The organism is Chloracidobacterium validum (assembly GCF_018304825.1).
Taxonomy (GTDB): Bacteria; Acidobacteriota; Blastocatellia; order Chloracidobacteriales; family Chloracidobacteriaceae; genus Chloracidobacterium; species Chloracidobacterium validum.
Genome location: NZ_CP072648.1, coordinates 1,818,198 through 1,838,697, shown reverse-complemented (window position 1 = coordinate 1,838,697; position 20,500 = coordinate 1,818,198). Strand labels below are relative to the sequence as shown.

Annotated in this window: 18 protein-coding genes and 1 pseudogene; 9 read left to right on the top strand and 10 right to left on the bottom strand. The window is 58.5% G+C overall.

Translation table 11 applies throughout. From position 1 onward, the window contains the following. Positions 1–127: 127 nt before the first annotated feature. The gene (gene rpsU / locus J8C06_RS07700) at positions 128–328 is read right to left on the bottom strand and encodes a 30S ribosomal protein S21 (RefSeq protein ID WP_211428133.1); all 201 of its coding nucleotides are present in this window, start codon (positions 326–328) and stop codon (positions 128–130) included. 285 nt (positions 329–613) lie between these two features. Here rpsU and J8C06_RS07695 point away from each other — a divergent pair, with 285 nt between their 5' ends. Genes J8C06_RS07695 through J8C06_RS07685 form a run of 3 tightly spaced genes read left to right on the top strand, consistent with a single transcriptional unit; the run spans position 614 to position 4,061 of the window. Further along, complete coding sequence (locus J8C06_RS07695) at positions 614–1,243, top strand: RNA polymerase sigma factor (RefSeq protein ID WP_246602006.1); 630 nt, start codon at positions 614–616, stop codon at positions 1,241–1,243. A 39-nt stretch (positions 1,244–1,282) separates the two neighbouring features. Next, positions 1,283–2,779, top strand: coding sequence for an energy transducer TonB (locus J8C06_RS07690; protein WP_211428132.1), 1,497 nt, complete (start codon positions 1,283–1,285; stop codon positions 2,777–2,779). 10 nt (positions 2,780–2,789) lie between these two features. Then, positions 2,790–4,061 (top strand): thymidine phosphorylase, encoded by a 1,272-nt coding sequence (locus tag J8C06_RS07685; protein ID WP_211428131.1) that lies wholly within the window; start codon positions 2,790–2,792, stop codon positions 4,059–4,061. Here the strand turns inward: J8C06_RS07685 and J8C06_RS07680 are convergent. Continuing rightward, a complete protein-coding gene (locus J8C06_RS07680; RefSeq protein ID WP_211428130.1) occupies positions 4,058–6,604 on the bottom strand; it encodes a penicillin acylase family protein in 2,547 nt (848 codons plus the stop codon). The genes J8C06_RS07685 and J8C06_RS07680 overlap by 4 nt on opposite strands. Positions 6,605–6,703: 99 nt before the next feature. On the opposite strand from J8C06_RS07680, the gene J8C06_RS07675 reads away from it, so the two are divergent. Beyond that, entirely contained in the window at positions 6,704–8,101 is a 1,398-nt protein-coding gene (locus J8C06_RS07675) for a DUF4912 domain-containing protein (protein WP_211428129.1), read from the top strand. Between the two features lie 433 nt (positions 8,102–8,534). Then, complete coding sequence (locus tag J8C06_RS07670) at positions 8,535–8,843, top strand: hypothetical protein (protein ID WP_246602005.1); 309 nt, start codon at positions 8,535–8,537, stop codon at positions 8,841–8,843. On the opposite strand, the gene J8C06_RS07665 is transcribed toward J8C06_RS07670, so the two are convergent. Both J8C06_RS07665 and J8C06_RS07660 read right to left on the bottom strand, forming a co-directional pair. Continuing rightward, positions 8,823–9,764 (bottom strand): DNA adenine methylase, encoded by a 942-nt coding sequence (locus J8C06_RS07665; RefSeq protein ID WP_211428128.1) that lies wholly within the window; start codon positions 9,762–9,764, stop codon positions 8,823–8,825. The genes J8C06_RS07670 and J8C06_RS07665 overlap by 21 nt on opposite strands. Beyond that, positions 9,761–10,600 carry an EcoRV family type II restriction endonuclease gene (locus tag J8C06_RS07660; RefSeq protein WP_246602004.1) on the bottom strand — a complete coding sequence of 280 codons (840 nt, stop codon included), beginning with the start codon at positions 10,598–10,600 and terminating at the stop codon, positions 9,761–9,763. Before J8C06_RS07660 ends, J8C06_RS07665 begins: the two co-directional genes overlap by 4 nt. On the opposite strand from J8C06_RS07660, the pseudogene J8C06_RS15435 reads away from it, so the two are divergent. Beyond that, positions 10,530–10,823, top strand: a pseudogene (locus tag J8C06_RS15435) (WCX domain-containing protein); the annotation flags it as partial. The gene J8C06_RS07660 and the pseudogene J8C06_RS15435 overlap by 71 nt on opposite strands. A 175-nt stretch (positions 10,824–10,998) precedes the next feature. Here J8C06_RS15435 and J8C06_RS07655 read toward each other — a convergent pair. Next, positions 10,999–12,042 (bottom strand): cytochrome D1 domain-containing protein, encoded by a 1,044-nt coding sequence (locus tag J8C06_RS07655; RefSeq protein ID WP_211428126.1) that lies wholly within the window; start codon positions 12,040–12,042, stop codon positions 10,999–11,001. Positions 12,043–12,271: 229 nt separating this feature from the next. Between J8C06_RS07655 and rlmB the strand changes: the two genes are divergently transcribed. After that, on the top strand, positions 12,272–13,006 hold the full coding sequence (gene rlmB / locus J8C06_RS07650) for a 23S rRNA (guanosine(2251)-2'-O)-methyltransferase RlmB (protein WP_211428125.1): 735 nt from the start codon (positions 12,272–12,274) through the stop codon (positions 13,004–13,006). A gap of 14 nt (positions 13,007–13,020) precedes the next feature. Here rlmB and J8C06_RS07645 read toward each other — a convergent pair whose 3' ends face one another. The 5 genes from J8C06_RS07645 to J8C06_RS07625 all read right to left on the bottom strand — a co-directional run bounded on the left by J8C06_RS07645 (position 13,021) and on the right by J8C06_RS07625 (position 17,260). After that, positions 13,021–14,439, bottom strand: coding sequence for a hypothetical protein (locus tag J8C06_RS07645; RefSeq protein WP_211428124.1), 1,419 nt, complete (start codon positions 14,437–14,439; stop codon positions 13,021–13,023). Positions 14,440–14,449: 10 nt separating this feature from the next. Further along, positions 14,450–15,109: a peptidylprolyl isomerase gene (locus J8C06_RS07640; RefSeq protein WP_211428123.1), complete on the bottom strand. Its 660-nt coding sequence runs from the start codon at positions 15,107–15,109 to the stop codon at positions 14,450–14,452. Then, complete coding sequence (locus J8C06_RS07635; protein WP_211428122.1) at positions 15,081–15,392, bottom strand: FmdB family zinc ribbon protein; 312 nt, start codon at positions 15,390–15,392, stop codon at positions 15,081–15,083. Before J8C06_RS07635 ends, J8C06_RS07640 begins: the two co-directional genes overlap by 29 nt. A gap of 99 nt (positions 15,393–15,491) precedes the next feature. Next, positions 15,492–16,190, bottom strand: a complete 699-nt coding sequence (locus tag J8C06_RS07630) for a hypothetical protein (protein ID WP_211428121.1) — start codon at positions 16,188–16,190, stop codon at positions 15,492–15,494. Between the two features lie 74 nt (positions 16,191–16,264). Beyond that, positions 16,265–17,260 (bottom strand): VWA domain-containing protein, encoded by a 996-nt coding sequence (locus J8C06_RS07625; RefSeq protein ID WP_211428120.1) that lies wholly within the window; start codon positions 17,258–17,260, stop codon positions 16,265–16,267. A 320-nt stretch (positions 17,261–17,580) separates the two neighbouring features. On the opposite strand from J8C06_RS07625, the gene J8C06_RS07620 reads away from it, so the two are divergent. Then, positions 17,581–19,443, top strand: coding sequence for a DUF4388 domain-containing protein (locus tag J8C06_RS07620; RefSeq protein WP_211428119.1), 1,863 nt, complete (start codon positions 17,581–17,583; stop codon positions 19,441–19,443). Then, a complete protein-coding gene (locus J8C06_RS07615; protein ID WP_211428118.1) occupies positions 19,444–20,466 on the top strand; it encodes a sugar phosphate nucleotidyltransferase in 1,023 nt (340 codons plus the stop codon). It begins immediately after the preceding gene. Positions 20,467–20,500 lie beyond the last annotated feature (34 nt).

The following is a 20,500-nucleotide window of genomic DNA, read 5'->3' as shown; positions in this document are numbered from 1 at the left end:
AAAAGAAGCTATCCAGAAAAAAGCGGCAGCCGGAAACGCTCGGAAGATAACTCCGAATGTCCCCTGACCACCGCTGGGTTGAAAAAGATTGTTATGGTTGAGGCGTTAGTGCCTGTTGTGCGCGGTGCTACTCCATCCGACGCTTGCGCATGCTGGAACGTTGCCGCTTGCGGGCTAACTCAGATTTGAGACGCCGTTTTTCACCTGGCGGCACGAAGAACCGGTGCCGCTTGACATCGGCAATAATGCCCTCGCGTTGCACCATCCGCTTGAAGCGCCGCAATGCGCTGTCAATAGACTCATTCGGCGCGACTTCGACGACGGCCATGCGTATTGTTCACCACCTTGCTGCTTCACAGAGTTTTTTCGAAGCAGAGCATGGTTATGTATTGCAAAAACCTTTGTCAAGGCAGCCGTGGACAAGCGTCTAACGTCTTGAGCCAAGCGTTTGGGGCGTCGCATGAAACCTTTTGACGCATCGAACGTCTAACGAACCAGGGCTATGGTTTTTTGCGCACGAGTGTTAACGGTTTTGTTTCAAATCCGTCTTTACCCATGGGCAAGCTTTTGCGTAAGGTGTGAGGCTGGCAATGCTTCGTGGGATGAGAACTGAATGGTCAATCGTGATATGTCGCCCCACGCTGGCTCTGACCGGGTGGCCGTCCAACCGTCGTCGCCGGAAGTTGAAGCGTGGTTGTCCAATGTGGCGACAGTGGCAACGGCTGCGCAGCAGGGAGATGTCGCCGCCTTTGAACGGCTCTACCAGATGTTTGCGCCGATGGTTCACGGCTTACTTTTGGCGCGCCTGCCGCTCTATGAGGTGGACGACGTGATGCAGGACGTTTTCTTCACAGCTTTTCGGCAACTGCCGGCGCTCCGTGAACCGGCGGCTTTCGGTGGCTGGTTAGCTGCCATTGCGCGGCAGCGGTCGGCTGATTTTTTTCGCCGTACGCATCAAACTGAACCGCTCGATGCGGCATCAGGAATCACGTCCGCTGTGGATAAACGGCTCGATGCCCAGCTCGATGCGCGGACGGTACTCGGCCAAATCCGCCAGTTGCCGGAAACCTATGCTGAAACCCTGACCTTACGCTTGGTGGAAGGACTGACCGGACCCGAAATTGCCGCCGCCACCGGGCTGACGCCGGATTCCGTGCGTGTAAACTTACATCGCGGACTCAAACTGTTGCGCGAGCGGCTTGGCTTACCTAGTGGTCAAAACTGGAATGCTGATAGCAAATAAAGCAACATTGGGAGCTTGGCAGAAAAGGGAGCCAAAACCATGCGAGACGACTATCTTTGGGATAAGTCCGGCGAGCCGTCGCCAGATGTCGTGGAACTCGAAACTCAGCTTGGCCAGTATGGCTTTCGACATGTCGGGAGGGTAATGACGGTGAACGACTTCAATCGGATTTCTGAAACAGCGACAGTGACCGGGGCATCAGCAGAGGATACCTCCCGCTTCCCGTCCCATGAGATACCTGTTCCAAGCTTTGCCGGGCTCCAGGACGCCCCATTTTTGGTTCGGTTGTGGGGCAATCTCAGGGATACCGGTCGAGATTTCATCCGTCATCCGGCACAGTTTTTTTGGCATAAACCCTCGCCAGCCGAGCAGGATATGTTTTCAGCCGGGCTGTATTTCGAGCCGGCTTCACGGAGTTTGTTCCGTAAGCTTGGCCAGTTTGTCCGCCAGCCCAGCGCCTTCCTGAGTCGCAAGCCTTCGGTTCCGGTTCCCGACGCGCCAAATCTAACGCAGGTTGACTTGCCGCCACTGTGGACGCGGATTGGGCGCGAGGTTGGTGAGCTATCTCGACGTTTGGGGAGTGACCCCCGTGGTTTCGTGGCGGCACAGTTCACGCTGACGCGCTTGGAACGGCGCCGCGCCCAGCTTTTTGGTTTGTGCTTTCTGTTCGCGTTTTTCCTGATGTCAGGGTTGATCGGGGTGATGCTGGTGTGGCCATCCGCGCCGCCGCCGGTTGTTCAGGAGGAAGAAAAGGAAGACCTGCAACTCATTTCGATGCTGGAGCTGCCCCCGCTCCCCCCGCCTCCGCCACCTGACGACAGGGATAGTGGTGGTGGCGCCGGTTTTGGTTTGAAGACACCGGGGAAAGGCGGTGGTGGTGGTGGCAAAACGGACCCTGATCCACCAATGAAAGGGCGTTTGCCTGAGCCAACGCTCGACAAGGATCAGCAGATTGTTGATCCGACGACAAAACCGCGTATCGAGGAGCCTTCACTTCCGGTCGCGCCGAAGATCATTGCCGATCCCCGCGCCGTGCCGCCACCGGACCTGAAAGTGCCCATCGGCGATCCAAACAGCAGCAACACGACGAAGCCCTCGGATGGGACAGGTAAGCAAAACGCCGGGATTGGTAGTGGCGGTGACGGGCGAAGCGTCGGAAGCGGAACAGGTCCCGGTGGCGGTCCCGGTAGTGGCGGCGGTGTTGGCGGCGGTGTGGCCGGTGGTCCGGCCGGACGCGGCAGCGGTGATGGCGATGGCACCGGTGTCATCACGCAGCGCCCGAAGCTTATTTACTCTGTCAAGCCGAAATACACCGAGGAAGGCCGAGTCAACAAAATTCAGGGAACGGTTGTGCTCTCTGCAACCGTCGGACCGGATGGTTCGTTGAGCAACATCCGCGTCGTCAAGTCGCTGGGCTATGGCCTGGATGAGAAAGCCATCGAAGCAGCTCGTCAGTGCCGGTTCCAACCGGCGATAGCCGATGGTCGTCCGGTGTCGGCAACGGTGAAGTTCTCGATGGAGTTTAGGTTGCTTTAGGCCCGCTGGCATGCCGACCACGGTTGAGATCATTCGTCGAAAGCGCGATGGCGGCGAAGTGTCGGCTGCCGACCTTTCGGCACTCGTTGCCGGCTACACGCGCGGCGATATTCCTGATTACCAGATGGCGGCCTTTTTGATGGCCGCCTTTTGGCGTGGGATGACCGTTGCTGAAACGCGCGCCCTGACAGAGGCTATGCTCTTTTCAGGCGCGGTTGTGGACTTTTCCCACTTGCCAGTTGCCAAAGTGGACAAGCACAGCACCGGTGGGGTCGGTGACAAAACCTCGTTGGGGGTGGCTCCGTTGGTTGCGGCGGCCGGGGTTGCCGTCCCAATGATTTCTGGGCGTGGCCTCGGTCACACCGGGGGGACGCTCGACAAACTCGAAGCCATTCCAGGGTTTCAGACCGGCCTCTCACTGGACACGTTTCGGGCGCTGGTGGAGCGCCTGGGGGTTGCCCTCATCGGACAAACGCCGGAGATTGCTCCGGCCGACAAAAAGCTCTATGCCCTGCGCGATGTGACGGGAACGGTGGAGTCCATTCCCTTGATTACGGCCAGCATCATGTCGAAAAAGCTGGCCGAAGGCATTGACGCCCTGGTGTTGGATGTCAAGGTCGGGAGCGGGGCCTTCATGAAGACCCAGTCCGACGCCCAGCAGTTGGCCGCCTCGCTGACGGCGACCGGCGAGGCGATGGGCAAGCGCGTCGTGGCGCTGTTGACCGATATGAATCAACCACTTGGCTGGGCCGTTGGCAACGCCCTGGAAGTCATCGAGGCCCAGCAGTTCCTGCGTGGCGAAGTGACGACCGGACGCTTTGCCGAGCTGACGTTTGAGCTTGCGGCGCACATGCTCTGGTTGGGTGGCGCGGCTGAGTCAGTCGCTGCCGGCCACATCCTGGCCCGCGACGTGGTGGCATCTGGCCAGGCACTGGCGAAATGGCAAACGATTATCGAGGCACAGGGGGGGGATCCGCGTGTAGCCGAAGATGAAACGCGGCTCCCACAGGCCGCGCACGAACTTGTCGTTCGCGCGCCGCAATCGGGCACGGTGACCGCCATGGACACCGAAGCCATTGGCATGGCCGCCGTCGTCCTCGGGGCAGGACGCCAAACGCTCGCCTCGCCCATCGATCCGGCGGTGGGTTTTCGCATGGAAGTTGAGCTGGGAAGCCCTGTTGCCGCCGGTGATGCGCTGGCGCGGATCCACTACAATGATGCCGGCCCGGTGCCGGAAGTTGAGCGCCGTTTGCGGGCGGCTGTCACCATCGCGGTGCACTAATGAACGGCCGTCGAACCGGTGCTTGCGGCCGGTGGGCGCAGGGTCAACCGGCCGACGGCAGCTTTTTCAATGGCGGTCGGCCCGAACGGGAAAACCGGTGGCTGGCAGGTTTTCCAGCTCTCAAGTTGATCGCTCCAGTGTGGGCTGCGTGGGTCGCCTGATTGTCCGAGTGGAAGTCCCAGGCGGGTGGCGTCCCACTGACTCACATCGGCAACAAAGCGCATCGAGACCGCTTCGCCGACGTTGGGTGTCGCCAAAATGAAGCGTCCGCCGCCGAACTGGGCCAGGGTCGGGGTTTGGAATTGGCGTCCGATGAGTGGGGCTTGCGATAGGGGGTGCGAGAAGGTAATCGGCCGCCATTGACCCCACGTCCACTGGCTGGGATCGTTGCCTAGCCGCGCCGCCAGGCGCTGCCGCGCTGTCTGGTGCGCTTGGCGCAAGAGCGCAGCGTAACTTGGTATGCCTTTGGGCAGCCAGTCGGTTGGCTGGGTCGCCAGAAGGTAGGCCAGCTCCGGCCCTCCAAACACGACGAGCCGCCAGTCAGTCAGCTCACGCCGCCGGACGCGCGAAACCGTTTCCGTTGGGGGCGCGCCAAACATGGCTGTCAGCAGTTGTTCCCGAACCGCGTCCGCCAGCAATGCCGCCCAGACACCAGCTTGCGATTCAGGCGTGAGTTCGCCGTTCCACTGGCGGAAAAGCTGGAGCGTAGCTTGCCATTCAGCGTCGTTGGCCGCTTCCGGGTCGTTTTCGGCAATCTGGAGCACTTGCCGGACGAAGCCAAGCGCGCCAAGCGCGGTGACATCGGCCTGAATGCGCAGGCAGTCGGCTGCTGACACCTTCGGTTGCGCGGTCAGCAGGTCATAAATCCGGCGCGCGCGGTAGGGTGGCGACCACTGGGTGGTGAGGAAGTGCGGATAGCTGCGCCCGGCGATACGGCTGTTGGCCGTGACGATGATCCCGGTGGGCGGATTGAAAACGTGGGGAAGCTCATCGAAAGGAATCAGTCCGAGCCAGTCGCCTTCATCGGTTGCGCCGTGGACCGGGAGCGTCCCGTTGCCCTGTTTCCGGCGCGGAATGCGTCCGGCGCCGTAGTAGCCAATGTTGCCCTCCACATCGGCATAGACGAAGTTTTGGGTTGCGCCGCCATAATCGGCCAGTGCTTGGCAAAACTCGTTCCAGTTGGTGGCGCGACCCAGCCGCCGGTAGCAGCGGGACTCATGTGGCGTGATATCCAGCGCCGTCCACCGAAGTGCAAGCCGTTGCCCATCCCGTTCGAGCAAGATAGGTCCATGGCGGGTGACGGTGACCTCATGGGTGACCGTATCTACCTCTGGCGCGCCGATGGCGCGGCGAACCTTGATTGCTTCGGTGCGGACTTCGGCTTCGCGCCAGCCTTGGGGTGTTTGGTAGAAGCGCGGGCGGGCCGGATCGAAGGTTTCGTAGAATAGGTCTTGTACGTCCGGTGCCAGGTTGGTACAGCCCCAGGCAATGCGTTCGTTGTGGCCGATGAGGACGCCCGGAATGCCCGGTGCCGTGACCCCGGCGACGCGATACTGGGGAACCGCGAGATTGACCATGTACCAAATGCCCGGCGCAGAGGCGTCGAGGTGGGGATCGTTGGCCAGGAGCGGTTTGCCGGTGGTTGTCCGCTTCCCGGAAACGACCCAGTTGTTGCTGGCGGCAAGCTCTTCGGCCCACAACCCGGCTCGGGCTAGGGATTGCCGGTGGGCAGTCAGCCAGCGTTCGGCTTCGATGGCCAGTCCGGGTGAAAGCTGCGACCGCCGTTGGCGTTTTGTTCGTTTGGCGGGCGGTGGAGGTGGTTCATCGCTGCCAACAATGAGCACTTCCGGCACGATGGTTGGGTGTTGAGTGAGCATGGCGTAGGCGTTGGGATTGGCCTTGGCCATGCTTGCACGCGCTAGGTCGGCCGGCCAGGTTGTCGAGAGCGATTCCGCAAAGACTTTGCCGATCAACAGGGTATCGGCCGGTTGCCAGGGACGCGGTCGGTAGCGCAAGAGCCGGCATTCGATGGGAAGGTGCTGGTCGTCGCACTGGGCCAAGTAGGCATTGACCCCGGCGGCATAGGCTTCCAGGTGCTGTCGTTCTTCGGCGTCCATCTGGGCTAGGGTTGCGTCGCAAACCTGCTGGAAGCCGTATGTGCGGTGCAGGCGGTCTTCGTCGAGCGCCACTGGGCCGAAAAGTTCGGCCAGTTCGCCGGCGGCCGTTCGGCGCAGGAGGTCCATTTGCCACAGCCGGTCGCCGGCCGTGACAAAGCCTTGGGCAAAGGCAAGGTCAGTTTCGTTGGCGGCGGTAATGTAGGGCACGCCACGGGTATCGCGCAGTACGATGACCGGAGCGGTGAGTCCGTCGAGCGTGATGGTTTCCGGGATGGACGCGCCAGGCGCGCGTGGGGAGCGGGGTGACACCTGGCCGGCAACGGGCTGGAGTGGCGTCGCCAGGCACAGGCATAGCGCAAGCAGCAGCGGCAAAACGCGATGTGGCAGGCGGGAAAATCTTTCGGCGCAATATGTGGGCAATGTCATGAAGGCAGGGAAAGGATGCATGTTTTCAGAAATCGCGCTAGAGTCGGCAGCTTTTGATAGCAAATTGTCCTAAATACCCCAAGGAGTTATCCCTTAGCTATGGCCAACCAACCTGATGAACCAGTCCAGCCCCAATCCCAAGAAGCATCCGAAGTCGCCCCGCCGGAGTTGGTGATTGGCGAAGCGGATCTTGAGCCAACCGGTGATGCGCCGGACAGCGAGCCAACCGTACCGGCCGGCGACCTGGAAGCGGTTTTGCTGGCCGGCCAGGGGGGCGCGTCCGAGCCGCTTCTGACGACAGCCGTCGCGGATGTGCTGGCGGCATCGCCAGCCATCAAGGAAACCCCGACGTTTCTTTCGGCCATGCCGGAAGGTCCGTCCGTCGAGGTTGACGCGCCCCCGCAGCTTGCGCCGCTGCCAGAGGACTATGAAGCAGATGCGATTGCCGCGTTGATTCAGGATCCATTTCGGATGTTCGTGTACTGGGAAGCGCGGCCGGAGACAGTGCGCTCGGTGGAAGACCTGTTTTCGCCGGAAGAAGTGGCGACGTTTCGCCCGGTGTTGCGGGTGACGGAGCGCGAAAGCGAAACCGAGACGTACTACCCGGTGCTGTATCAAGGCAGCGAATGGTTTAGCGTTTTTCCTGACCGGACTTACGTGGTTGAGTTTGGGGTACATTCGCCTCTGTTTGGCTTCATTCGGTTGATGTCAGCCCCGGAAAAGAAGACCCCGCGTGGGACGGTTGCGCCGGAACTCCCGCCGCAACCGGAGTATCGCATTTCGCAGACTCGCTTTCGCCGGACGCTGGAAGTGTCTGGCTTTCGCGCCGATGGGGCTGCCGTACCACGGGAGCGGCTGGAGGAGTGGTTTGCGCCGGCCGTTGCGGAAGCCATCTTTACGGCGGGCGATGGGTTGCCGCTCGCGCCGGATCACGTCCGACGGCTTCCCGATTCCGTCCGTGATGTGGTGGCGGGGGTGTTTGAGGGGGATGGTGGTGATTTGGCGGCGCAGGCATTGCTGCACTATTTGCCGGCGTTGCTGCGGGACACCTACCTAGCGCGGCTGGCCGCGCGGGGGGTGCCGATCGCGTTTGCAAACGTAGAGCAGTTGTTGGCTGCCGGTTATGTGGTCACGGACGGTCAATCGGAAGAGGAAATCATCGAGGAGCTTGAATGGAGCGACTGGATTGAGGACGAGGAGACGTTTGATGTGCCGGGATTGCAGCGGTTTGGGATTGGGAGTTCGGCCGGCAGCGAGTTAGGGAGCTTGCGGCAGCGGCGGCGGCGGCGGTTGCCGCGGCGGCGGGTACGGCGGCCGGAAGCGGCGCGGCCTGTTCCACAGCCGGTTCCGCAGCCGGTATGGCTGCCAAGCATGGAGCGTCCGGGGAGCTTGCGGTTGTCAGGCGGCGGACTGGGGATGCTGTACTTTGACCTGGACGCGATTCTCCGCGACCTGGCGGCCGTGGAGGGTTTTGATTTGGCACTGCTTGGAGGCTAGACGCGCGTCCGAGGCGTTTGTTTTCAGGGGCACTACCTTGTGCCCCTTGGGTTTTCAGACAAGCGCAAGCAGGGAACGCAACCGGCCCTACGCCTGGCAGTCAGTCCCTTTCTGGTTAGGAACTGGCACGAAACGCGCAGCGAACCCCCCAGTCCGGTTCATTCCCACGTGCGTAGGGAACGATGCCCTTGCTGCTGTCGCAAAAGGTTATCAGTGCGTTAGGGGGAGCCGCCTTTCGCAGTCCCTTTGCCAGGCATGGCGAGTCACTGCTGAAGAAGGTGAGAGCCGCACTCCCGGAACTACCGCGCGCTATGCCGGACAGTTTTTAGCGAGATTTACGGCACGTCACTGGTGACCGAAGGATTACGCAACCCATACCAAAACGATTGAAACGCTGGCGTACGCCGCGTATGGGCGGCGGAACGTGGCGCTCATGTACTGCTCGCTGACCGATGAGAAAAAGAAAGAGCAGGTGTTTGCGCCCTACGCGGTGTACTTCGACCCAGAAGGTGGCATGCTCAAGACCCTTGGCGTTGATTCGCGCCGGTCCGGCATCATCTCCCTATCCATCGATCACATCGAACAGATTGAACTTGCCAACGAGACCTTTGACCGGCCGGCAGACTTTTCGCTAAAGCAAGATCTGGATAACGTTTGCGCTCGCCTGCTTGGCCGAGCGCGCCCGGAGGGAGCGCGAAGTCCAAGTCGGGTGCCGCGCAGGTTAGCCTGCCTGCTCATGTAAAGCAAATTCCAATTGGATGGGCTTATCGGATTTTGTAGTCTCAATAAGCACCGTCTCATAACCATGTTTTATCAACAAAGCTTCTTCCATTGAGTTTCTGAGATTTTCTGTTGAGCCCACATGATAAAAGTGAGTGAAGGTTCTTTCTATCAATCCATTCCAGTAAAATTCAATATGCTGATTAAGACGATACTTGTTTTCCTTCCACATAGACAATGCGAAACCACATGGTAAGTTTCGAACAACTCTTGCTAAATCTTCTGCGTCATCTTCTGACCATTCTTGATAATAATCTGTATGCCTGCCGATGTAGGGTGGGTCAAGATAAACAAAATCGTCTACATCTACATTGCTAAGGACTTCGCGCCAGTCTCCAGTGAAAAACACCCACTCTTTGCCTTGCATTATTCTGCGTACCTGAGAGATTTGATTTACTATCTTGGTTATATAGGATTGACGAAAGCGATCCGGCTTACGACAAAACGGGACATTGAATTCTCCTTTGCTGTTAAAACGCATGACTCCATTGAAGCATGACCTGTTGAGGAAAATAAAATCTAAAGGATTCCTAGTTCTATTGAAACATTCTCTGATTAAATAATAATGGTCTTCGCCATTTGATAATAATTTTTTACCTTCCGTGGTCAAGTATAACCTAACTTGTTCAGGCGACAAACTTCCATCATAAATCATCTGGTATAGCCTGATGATATGAGGATTAACATCATTAAGTAATGCGCGCTCTGGCTGAACATTGAACAATACTGCGCCTGATCCAAGGAACGGTTCTATCCACCGCCCTTTGCCGTTCCAGGAAATGTTGCTCAAGATAAACTTAACAAGTTTAGTTTTAATCCCCTGACACTTTATCGGGGGGACAATAACTTGTTTTACTGTGCGTGGTAGACCTTGGATAATCACTTTGCCAGACCTTTGTATTTGGAATAACTACGCAAATTGGTGTAAGGCGGTTGCTTAAGTTCCGCTGCTCTTGCCATATCTTTGGTCAAGTAATATACCCAGTAGTCATCGAAAACATTTTCACCTAATGAGGCGAATGGTCCAGAGCCACTCACAAGTTTATCAATCTCTGTAACTGAACCAATATTCTTGGTGTTACCACTTCCTGGATGGTCAGATGCAATGCAGTATTTTTCTTGAGCAAAGAACTGAAAATCTCTGATAACGGATGTAATGTTTTCAAGTTCATCAATAGTATATCTTCTTCGCTCATCAATCAAATCATCTACCTTTGAGTAAATCATGCCCAGAACAAAATGACCTCTATAGGAACCGTACGGAAAGGTTACGTTTTTTTTGCTATCTCTTTCCCGGAAATATCCGGTAAAGGCCCCAAGTGTCATACCATTCACACGGTTGCTATCAATTCTATAAGTGCTTTTCAAGTCAAGCGCAAAACGACGGCCGTCATCGTCCACAAAACTTATATCTGGATAGAAGTTCTGCTGTTCTGGTAAGACCATTTTGAAACCATGTTTTTCGGCGAAATGCGCAAGTTTCGGGAACAGCAAAAGCTCCATGATTTTTGAGATAACTTTTGTGTCCACTGAAATAGTGTAAATATTCCTAGCTATATCGATAAACCCCTTGATAATCCAGTCGCCGCCTTGAGTGGACACTGCTGAATTAAACGCTTTCGCTTCCTCTTGAAGTGCGGCCAGAAAATTGTTTTTATCCATCACTGTATTATACCACTTGGATTCAGAAAGGCAGGCCAACAATTGCTTCAACGGCATTCACGGCGCGCCGGTAACCGTTCGGCTGCGGACGTTTGGGGTGACGGCGCGCATGTTCACGGAACGGACGTTCCATCTGACCCAAAGGGTGATTGAATACTCCCCAAAAACAGCGCAGCAGGACGAATCGGTGACGATTGAGATGACCCGTCGCTGGCGGGCGGGGCTGGAGCGGTTCGTGCTTGGTTGGCTGCCGGAAATTGAAGTGCTCCCGCCGGATTCGCTTCGGGAGAAGCCATCCGTGTTGCCTGCGCTCGCATGCGATGACGAACGCGCGCTCCCGGCAGGTAGCCCTGAAAAGGTCGGGCATCCTTACATCGTTCCCAGAACCTCCCCCAACCGGAAACCAACTTCACGAATGGCCAACCCTCAGCCCCACGGCAACCCGTACCCCAAGTCTAGCTCCCGCCTGCCGGCTCACCGGCATACTCAATCTCAAACACGTACACCGTACTCGGACGGTAGTTCGAGACCCAGACGTGCTTGCCATCCGGCATGGTCGTCACGCCAATCGGGTGCACGTCAGTTTTGACCGTAAAAAGTTGTTTCATCTGCTCTAAGTCAACAACGCCCAGGTTATTGTCCTCGTAGTTGCAGACGAACGCATAGCGGTCATCTACGGAAAGGGACGTTGACCGCGCCTGCGTGCCGGTCTTGGCGCGTCCAATAATCGTCTCGCTCGCCCGATCAATCTTGATGAGCGTCCCAGAGGCGTTGAGCGCCACATAGAGCAGCTTGCCATCCTGCGAGACGCACACGTGGCGCGGATTGTAGCCGGTTTCAATGTCGCGGATTTTCTGATGACCGTTTTCGACATCAATCACAGCCAAACTATGTCCGCCCATGATGCAGACATAGGCCAGCTTGCCATCCGGGGCAAAGCAAATGCCACGCGGCACCCGTCCAACCGGCACATCCTTGACTTTGGTGAGTTTCTCGGCGTCCATGACCGTGATGGACTCAGAGAGCCAGTTCGCCGCATAAACCCACTTGCCGTCCGGGCTTTCGGCGACCACTTTCGGAACCCGCCCAGCCGGGATGCGGGCCACGATTTGGTACGTCTCGGTGTCAATCACCACGACAAAACTCGTAACCCCGACCCGCTCACTGCCATACAGCGAGACCCAGGCGTATTTGCCGCCCTTGGTAAAGGTACACTCAACCGGTTCACCCCCAACCGGCACTTTCTTGAGAATCTCATAGGTCTTGGCATCAATGAACGTCACTTGGTAGCCATACAAATTGCACGTCATGACCCGCTTGCCATCAGGTAGCACCCGCAGGGACTTCGGCCCGGCCGGGACGGTCATTTTCTTGACGAGCTTGAGTCCGGCAACGGTTCCGCCGGCGGACTTCGGCGTTTCGGCCCTTTTGGGCGCTGTGGGATTCGGGGGCGGCGCTGCTACCGCCGGCAAAACGGGCTGGCTGGAAGAACAGGCCATGAACATGACCAACATCAGAGCAGAACAAAGAACGGTCAGGCGGTGATACATCGGTGGGCGATCCTCGCTCAAGGTGGCTGGAGCTTGCTGGCGCTACCCTAACGAAAGTAGCCCGGCAATGGAACTGGCACCGTCTTGCGCGGATAGTCCAGTCGTCTGTAACTTGCGTTGATAGGCCGCGTCACCATCCCGTTGCCTTTGAATCGAAACAGCAAAGGAAAAAGAGAGCATGTCGGTTATCTATGGCGTATCACCAGTCCTTGAGGCGCTACGTAGCGGGCGGCGGCGCGTGCGCGAAGTGCTGGTTGCGCGCGGCGGCAAGCCAAACCGTCTGGACGAACTGCGCGCGCTGACGCGCCAAGCCGGTGTGCCGCTAGTCGAAGTTGATCGGGTTCGGCTCGACACTGTCACCCACCGGGCCAATCACCAGGGCGTGGCGGCCTTTGTCGCGCCGGTCGAATATGCCGATTTGGAAGACGTACTTGCCAGCGCCACCGACAAGCCCCTGTTTGTGGTGCTTGACCAAGTCGAAGACCCCCACAACCTGGGAGCCGTCATCCGTACGGCGGAGTGTGCCGGAGCGCGCGCCGTCATCATCCCGGAACACCACGCCGCCGGACTGACGGATACCGTTGTCAAGGCTTCAGCGGGCGCAACGGAATACCTGCCAGTGGCGCGTGTCGTCAACTTGGCAACGGCGCTGGATGCGCTCCGCCGGCGCGACATCTGGATTGTCGGCGTCGAGCGCGATGGAGAACGCCCTTACACAGCCTGGGACTTCACGCTGCCAACCGCCATCGTGCTGGGTAGCGAAGGGAAGGGCATGCGCCGACTCGTACGGGAGCGCTGCGACCTGGTCGTTTCGCTCCCACTGCTTGGGCAGATTACGTCGCTGAATGTGTCGGTGGCCGCAGGCGTGGTGCTTTACGAAGCCGTTCGGCAGCGCCATCTCGCGCCAGCCTGAACCGGCGCGCGCGGCTACGGCTCGCGGGCATCACCCCGCCGCGGACGACGCTTGCGCCGGAGTTCGTTGACCTCGCCCAGCAGCTCGCGGGCTTCCGTAAGGGCTTCCGTGAGTTGTTGAGCAAACAGGTTAGACTTTTTGATGGCCGCCGTAAGGGTGTCGAGCGTCTGCTGGACCGCGGCCATCAGGGCTTTGTGGGCATCTTCCGACTCGCTACCGGATGGCGGTGCGTCAAGAAGCGAGCGGAGTTCCTCGCGGTGAAACTCTACCTCGCCCCGAAGCCGGTTGTGTTCGGCCCGGAGCTGCAAAAGGGCGCGGTGGGCGCGGTGAAACTCAACGCTCAAGCGCGCCCCAGCCTGGCTATACCGCGCGCCTTCCTGCTGGATGAGTTCCCGTAAATGCGACAACCGACGCGCTTCTGTGATGGCCTGTTCACCATCGAAGGCTGCAAACTCACCGCTGAGGTCAAGTGATGGCGGTAGTCCATCCATTGGCTCAGTTGCCGATGCGCTGCCAAGCAGCCCACCCGCGACATTGCCCGGTGGACTGCTGCCCGACGAACTGCCGGGCGCGAGGTTGCTGGGGGCGGGACTGCTCGGCACGGCGGCCGATGGGCTATCGGGCAGATTAGGTGGCAGCACGGCAGCGTTTTCCAAAATTGCCCGGAAAGCACAGGCCTTGACCTGTTCAGCGACTGTGACGGGAATCCCGGCCGCCGTCGCCAGCTCATACGCTGACGCTGTGCCAATATCGCCCAGCCGCGTAATGCCCGCCGCATGCAGGCGTTGTAGGTTGACCGGGTCAATCGTCTTGAAATACCCCGCGACATCGGCAATGTGGGGCGTGGGCGCGATGGCTTCATTGGACGCGGTTGGGGCTGAAACCGGCTCTGACGCCAGACTCTGGCGAATGAGGCGACGCAACTCATTGAAATCGCGCGTCAGGTTCTTGGTGTCGCGTTGCGTGAGGGTTCGCTTTCCCACCCGAACTTCAAGCAGTGGACGCTCGATACCCTTCAACACATCAAGGATGTCATGGTACTGAATGGTTTCCGATGCCTTGATGAGCGGACGCAGCGCACCAACGCAGGCATCCACTGTCCCCTTCACGACCCGGCTTTGATCAGAGGCGTTACCGGCGCGAGCGACGTAATCCGCCAGCGTGTAAAGCGAGAGTCCAACGGGTTCGAGAAACTCCCAGACAATCGAGCCAAACATGCCTTTGAGTTCGGCTTCGGTCCGCCGCTCGGCGGCGAGTTGGTCTTCGAGCGACGGCGGTGGAAAGGCTCCGGTTGGATGGATGAGTTCGTCAATGGCGGCCGCGATGTCATCGTCGCTTTCATCAGGACGACGGGTTGTATTTTCCGTTGAGCCACCCAGCATTTTGGTGGGTATCGTGTCCGGTTCAAACGAACGAGATTCGCGGTCGGGCATAGGCAGGCGCTTAGGGTTGCGGCGGCGTTGGCGGATAGTTGCTCCGTGGTTCAAGCGTGACCGACAGCATAGTGATTTTTTGCTTCGGACGGGTCGTTCCCTCAACGGTTGGCGCATTGGCAATAATATCCACGACATTCATTCCTGCAATCACCCGACCAAAAATACTATACTGGTTGTCCCATTCGGGATGCGCCCGACAGCAGATAAAGAATTGCGTCGTGGCGCTGTTTTTGTCGCTACCAACCCGGGCGGCCGACACCGTCCCGCGCACATGCTTGAGGGCGCTGAACTCAGCCGGAATTTTGGGGAGGTCTGGTCGTCCCAGTCCCCAGGTGTCCTCACGCGCGGTTTTGGAATTTGGGTCGCCGCCTTGAATGAGGCTTCCCGGCTCGACGCGATGAAAGGCCGTCCCATCGTAAAAACCACTCCGAATGAGTCCTTGAATCTGGGCCGTATGTTTTGGAGCCACATCGGGAAAAAACTCGAAAACGATGTTGCCGAACTCAGTTTTGATGACGGCCACTGATTGGGCCGGTGATGGACGACAAGCGGTGAGTGATGCAGCCCCAATGAGCAGCACACTCACCAGCGGGAGTAGTCGGATCGTGTAACGGGTTGTTGACCGTGGAAACGAAAACTTACGCAGCTTGGGTTGATGGTTTGGCATTGGAGGTCACGGTTGTGTCGCCAGCGCCAGTTTTACCAGCCTTTGCCTCAGCGGGACTTTCCTCACGCTGGGATGATGTGGATGGTTTCTCTTGGCGGCCTTTGGCGCTGTAGTCGGTAATGTACCACCCAGAACCTTTGAAGGTGAAACTCGGCGCCGAGACCACGCGGTTGAGAGCATCGTTGCCACACACTGAACAAGTCGTGAGCGGCGTATCGGAAAGCTTCTGAATGGCTTCAGTCTGCGCACCGCAATCTCCACACACATACTCATAGATCGGCATGGTTTGAACTTCCCTCGTCTGAAAGTATAAAGCTTTTAGCATCAAAGTTTACGAAGCCAGACCAGACTTGAAAAGTGTGTTTGGAAACATTTGGGAAGGTCAGGGATTGCGCTGCACCTCGACCCGTGCCTCATAGCTCCCGCTGTTGTCTGATAAGTCTCCTTCATTGACGCTCAAGTAAAGCTTGCCGCTGCGCTGGGCGACAAACTCCCGTGAACTACCAATGAAAATGAAGTCGTTGTTGTCATCGCCGATGACGGCAATCAGCCCACCGGTCGGGCGACCCGGCATGAGCTTGTCGGGATCGTCGTCGGCAATACCGTCTGGCGGGGATTGCCGCCGGCTATCCAGCCGAACGATTCCACGCGCTGAGACGCGAATCCGGTCACCCCGCCGGACATCGAGTTGCGTGTAGGTCCAGTCTTCGCGCGCACTGACGCTGACGGTCTGGGTCAGTCCGCCCGTGGTGGTGGGTGGCACGCGTGCCGGCGGTGGGTCGCGGCGTGGTGGTTCAGGTGGGTTGGACGGCTGATCGTCACGCCCACCACCCGCATAACCGGGCGGCAGCGGTCGCCCATCAAACTCGACGCTTTCAATATCTTCAAGGGCAATGGTGGCTTGGGTTGCCGGTGATGATCGTTCGTACACGATCACGAACCGGCGGTTTTCATAACGGACGATCTTGCCAATCACGGTCTGTCCGTTTTTGAGACGGATCGTATCGGCCTTGAGCGGTAAACTCGGCAAGGCGAGCGCGCCGCCAAGAAATCCAAGCCAGAGTGCCGAGCGGTAGTGCATAAGGTGTGTCGCGTGGCGTGAGTAGTTTTCCTATTGGTAGGTTTTTGGTTGTTGGTTGCCGGCTGACCTCGGCGTTACTTGGTGCCAGTCGCCAGTCCACCGGGGAAATAGCCCCGCCGGGTGAGAATGCGCGCCCCCCGATGTTTGGGAACACGCACCTCGATTTCCCGAAAGCCCTTATTGTTGCGGGTTTCGCTTGGCTCGTAAACAAGAAAGTATTGATTGCGTAAGTAATCCTTGGCCAAGTCGTAGGCGCGTTTGGTTTGTTTCAGGTCGCTGGGAAAAAAAACATCGCCGCCGGTTTCTTTGCAGAGTCGTTTCAGATTGCGGTCATCCATATTGAAATAGGGGTTGCCCTCGACGCGAAACACCCCACCGCCTTTGGTGCTGATGGCGTAAATAGTCACTTCTGCGCGCTGGGCAATCGAGATGGCTTCGTCCAGTGTCGTGTCGCTGGCCGTGTCGCCGCCATCCGTGACAAGTAAAATCGCGCGCCGCCGGGTGCTGGCAGATGGCATTTGCTCGAGGCAGACTTGCTTGATGGCGTCGTAGAGCGCCGTGCGCCCATTGGCCGTCGTCACGCTATTGACGACGCGGGCGAGCTGCTGAAAGTCGTTGGTAAAACCGGCCCGGATGCGTGGTTCGTCGTCAAAGGTGACGAATGAGGCTTGATCGCGCCGGTTGTCGAGCAGCTTGCCCAGAAACTCCGTAATCGCTTCGCGCTCAAATGCCAGCCGATACCGGACACTGGTGCTGGTATCCATCAGAATCGCAATGTTGAGCGGAAGCCCATCCCGGCGCTGAAAGGCAATGATGGATTGGCGACGATTGTTTTCAAAAACTTCGAAGTCGGCTTGTGAGAGATCGGCAATGAATCGCCCCTGCTGGTTCAATACCGTGACCGGTAGGGAAATGTTGACGACATCGAGCGTGAACTCCTCTTCTTCACCGGCGGCTGACCTGACCGGTGGTGGCGTGGCTTGACCCGCAACGCAAGGCAGTCGCGGGCTACTGGACAGCCCGCCCAGTCCGCCCAGTAAAACACAAAAACACAGCAAAACATGACGCATCGCTCACCTCGTGAAGTGCCACCACTGAGGACCGCGGTGGATGTTGCCCGGCAGGACCAAGGCTAACCATAGCACGCTATAGAACAGCTATGACATGTTCTTGGATACTGAAACCATTCCAAACGTGGTCAAGCCATGCCCAGAGGAAGGCGTGGGCGGTGGCTCGCCACTGCGAGGCGGCAGACCACCGTGACTTCATCGCGATTGGCTTGTGTCACCTTCAAAAGCGAAGCAAAATCAGAAGTGCGCCTCTTCCGCAGCGCGCCAGGCCAACCCGGCGACCGCCGGCCCTGATATTGACCAACTTTCACCAGGTACGCATGAACGGCAAGCTTTCAGTCCTCAACTTTGCTGACATCATTCGTGACTTGCACCTCACGCGGCGTACTGGGCTGCTCCGCCTGACCCGCGAGCGCGAACTGCGCGCCGTCTTCGTTGAAAACGGTGATGTGGTGTTTGCGTTATCAAATCTGCCACACGAGCGACTGGGCGACTTTTTGCTGTCACGCGACCTGATTACCCGCGAGCAGTATGAAGCCGCGGTTCAAAAGCCCAACGCCAAGCAGCGTTTCGGGCAAGTCCTGGTCGAAATGGGCGCTATGTCGCGTGAGATGGTGGAGACGCATGCCCGCCAGCACCTAACCGACATCATTCTCGCGGCCTTTGAGTGGGTGAGCGGGGACTTCTCCTTCGATGAGGGCTCGCGCGCCGCCCATGACGTCAAACTGGACCTGTTGACGCCAAACCTGATTCTCCTGGGGGTGCGGCGCATGACCAATGAAGAGGCGATCCGCCGCTCGCTAGGCCCGACCACGCAGCACATTGAACTGTCGCCAGATGCAATGACGCAACTCCAACGGGCAACACTTGACGGCACGGAGGGTTTTGTTCTGTCGCGAATCACGGGGCGGATGACCATTGATGAGTTGGTGCTCATCAGCGGCGTTCCTGAAGCGACCATCCTGCGTGTGGTGTATGGCTTGGTATGCGCTGGTATCTTGGTGACAAGCCATCCGCGTCCGACTATGGCCAATCCGCAACCGGTGGCCGCCGTGGCCACGCCAACCCAGGCTCCCGCCGCGACGCCGCCAACGCCGGTCAACCTGCCGGAGCCTGAAACTGAAGTCAATCTGGATGAAGCGCGCTTTGAGTTTCAGATGTTGCGTGAGTTTTTGTCCCTTAGGACAACAACGTACTATGACATGCTCAATTTGAGTCCTTCCGCCAGTGATAGCGACATCAAGCGTTCGTATTACCAGATGGCGAAGAAGTATCACCCGGATCGGTACCGTAACCTTGGGCTGCCTGACGTACTCAACGATGCCGAGTGGGTTTTTTCCAAGGTTAGCGAAGCTTACGAGAAGCTCCGCGACCCGGAAGTGCGCCGACGGTACGACGATTTCATTGGGGTCATACCGGAAACCAGCGACCGGACGGAGGCAAAATTTGCGTCAGTGACAGCCGCCAGTGAAGCGTCGCCGGCACCAACGGCCCCGGCGAGCCGTCCAGTTCCGGTGCCAACTCCGCCAGGCATGCCAGTTGGGGCGAGCACGACCGGAGCTTTGCCGCCAACGTTCACGCAGGCAGGAAGCGAGACTGCCAAGAGTCGCACGCAAGAGCTTGGCCGCCAAACCGGATCGTCCACCGGTTCGGCCGCGCCCCCACCGGAGACACAAGCTGACACAGCGGCACGGAGCTATGACTTCGCCTGTGCGGCTATCGAGCGCAAGGATTTCATCACCGCGATGACCTACCTGCGGGAGGCGGTTCGCCTTGCCCCCGACGTGATCCGTTATCGTTCACGGCTCGCCTCGTTGTGCATGCAGAATCCCAAGTTGCGCAAGGAAGCCGAAGATCAGCTTCTGGCCATTCTCAAGCTAGATGAGAACTATGTGGACGCCCGCCTAGCACTTGGTCACATGTATCACCAGGCTGGGATGGAAAAATCCGCGCGCAAGCAGTTTGAGGCGGTGCTATCTATCCAACCAGATAACCCGGTGGCCAAGCAGATGCTGTCCCTCAAGCCAGCGACGAGCCAAACCGCTGCCTCCGCCGGGTCAGTCACCGGCGCGGCCGAGAAGTCCAAGCCTGTGCCAAAATCCGATCCCAAGTCGGCCGAACCCAAAAAAGGTCTCCTCCAGCAGGACGTTGGGGAACTCATCGGCAAGTTGTTCAAGCGGTAGGTGACGTCTTCCGTTCACGCCATGAAAGCCATGCTGTTAGCCGCCGGATTCGGGACGCGGCTGTTTCCTTTGACGCTGGATCGTCCAAAACCGGCGCTGCCGGTCCTCGGGCAGCCGCTCATTGCCCACGGCGTGGCTTATCTGGCGCGTTTTGGCTGCCGTGAACTGGTCGTCAACCTTCACTACAGGGGGGAGGCGATTCAATCCGCGCTTGGTGACGGTTCGCCCTTTGGCTGCCGCATTACCTACAGCCACGAGGAAGGGGCGATTTTGGGCACCGGGGGCGCACTCGACCACGCCAAGGCTCTGCTGAACCCAACGGAGACCTTTGTCGTGATGAACGGCAAGCTCCTGACCGACATCAACTTGGAGGCTGCCCGCGCAACACATCGCAACCACCGCGCCTTGGCAACCTTGATTCTCAAGCCAAATCTCCGGCGCGAGCGATTCAGCGTCGTCCAGGTAGATGAAGGTGGGGCCATTCGTAGGTTCGCGCCGCCGCCGTCCGATGCCGGTTCGTCCGTCCCGGTTTGGGAGGCGCCGCCGCTATTCTTTACCGGCATCCAACTGCTTGAACCGGAAATCTTTGACTACATCCCGCCGGGTGTGTTCTCACACACGACGACCGACGTGTACCCACGCGCCATCGCCGATGGGCAGCGTGTCATGGCTCACGTGGCTGCGCCCGATGAGGCTTGGTACGAATTCAGCACCTTGGAGCGCTACCTCGATCTTTCCTGTCGCCTGGCCGGCGATGAACGGGCTGTGATTCGGGGCGCGGCTTGCCAAGTTGCGTCTGACGCCAGCTTGGCGCGTACAATTCTCTGGAACCGCGTCCGGGTCGGCGCTAAGGTAGTCCTCAGGGAAGTGATTGTCGGAGACGGCGTGAACCTCCCCGATGGAGCGACACTTTCCCGATCAGCCGTCGTGCGTGCCGATGGCATAGACCCACCCGCGTTGGATGCACTGGTGGCTGAAGGCAAAGGGAAGCTTGTGGGCGAGAACTTCATCGTCCATTTTTGACCGGAACCAGGTTTTGGCCAGGGAGTGGATTCAA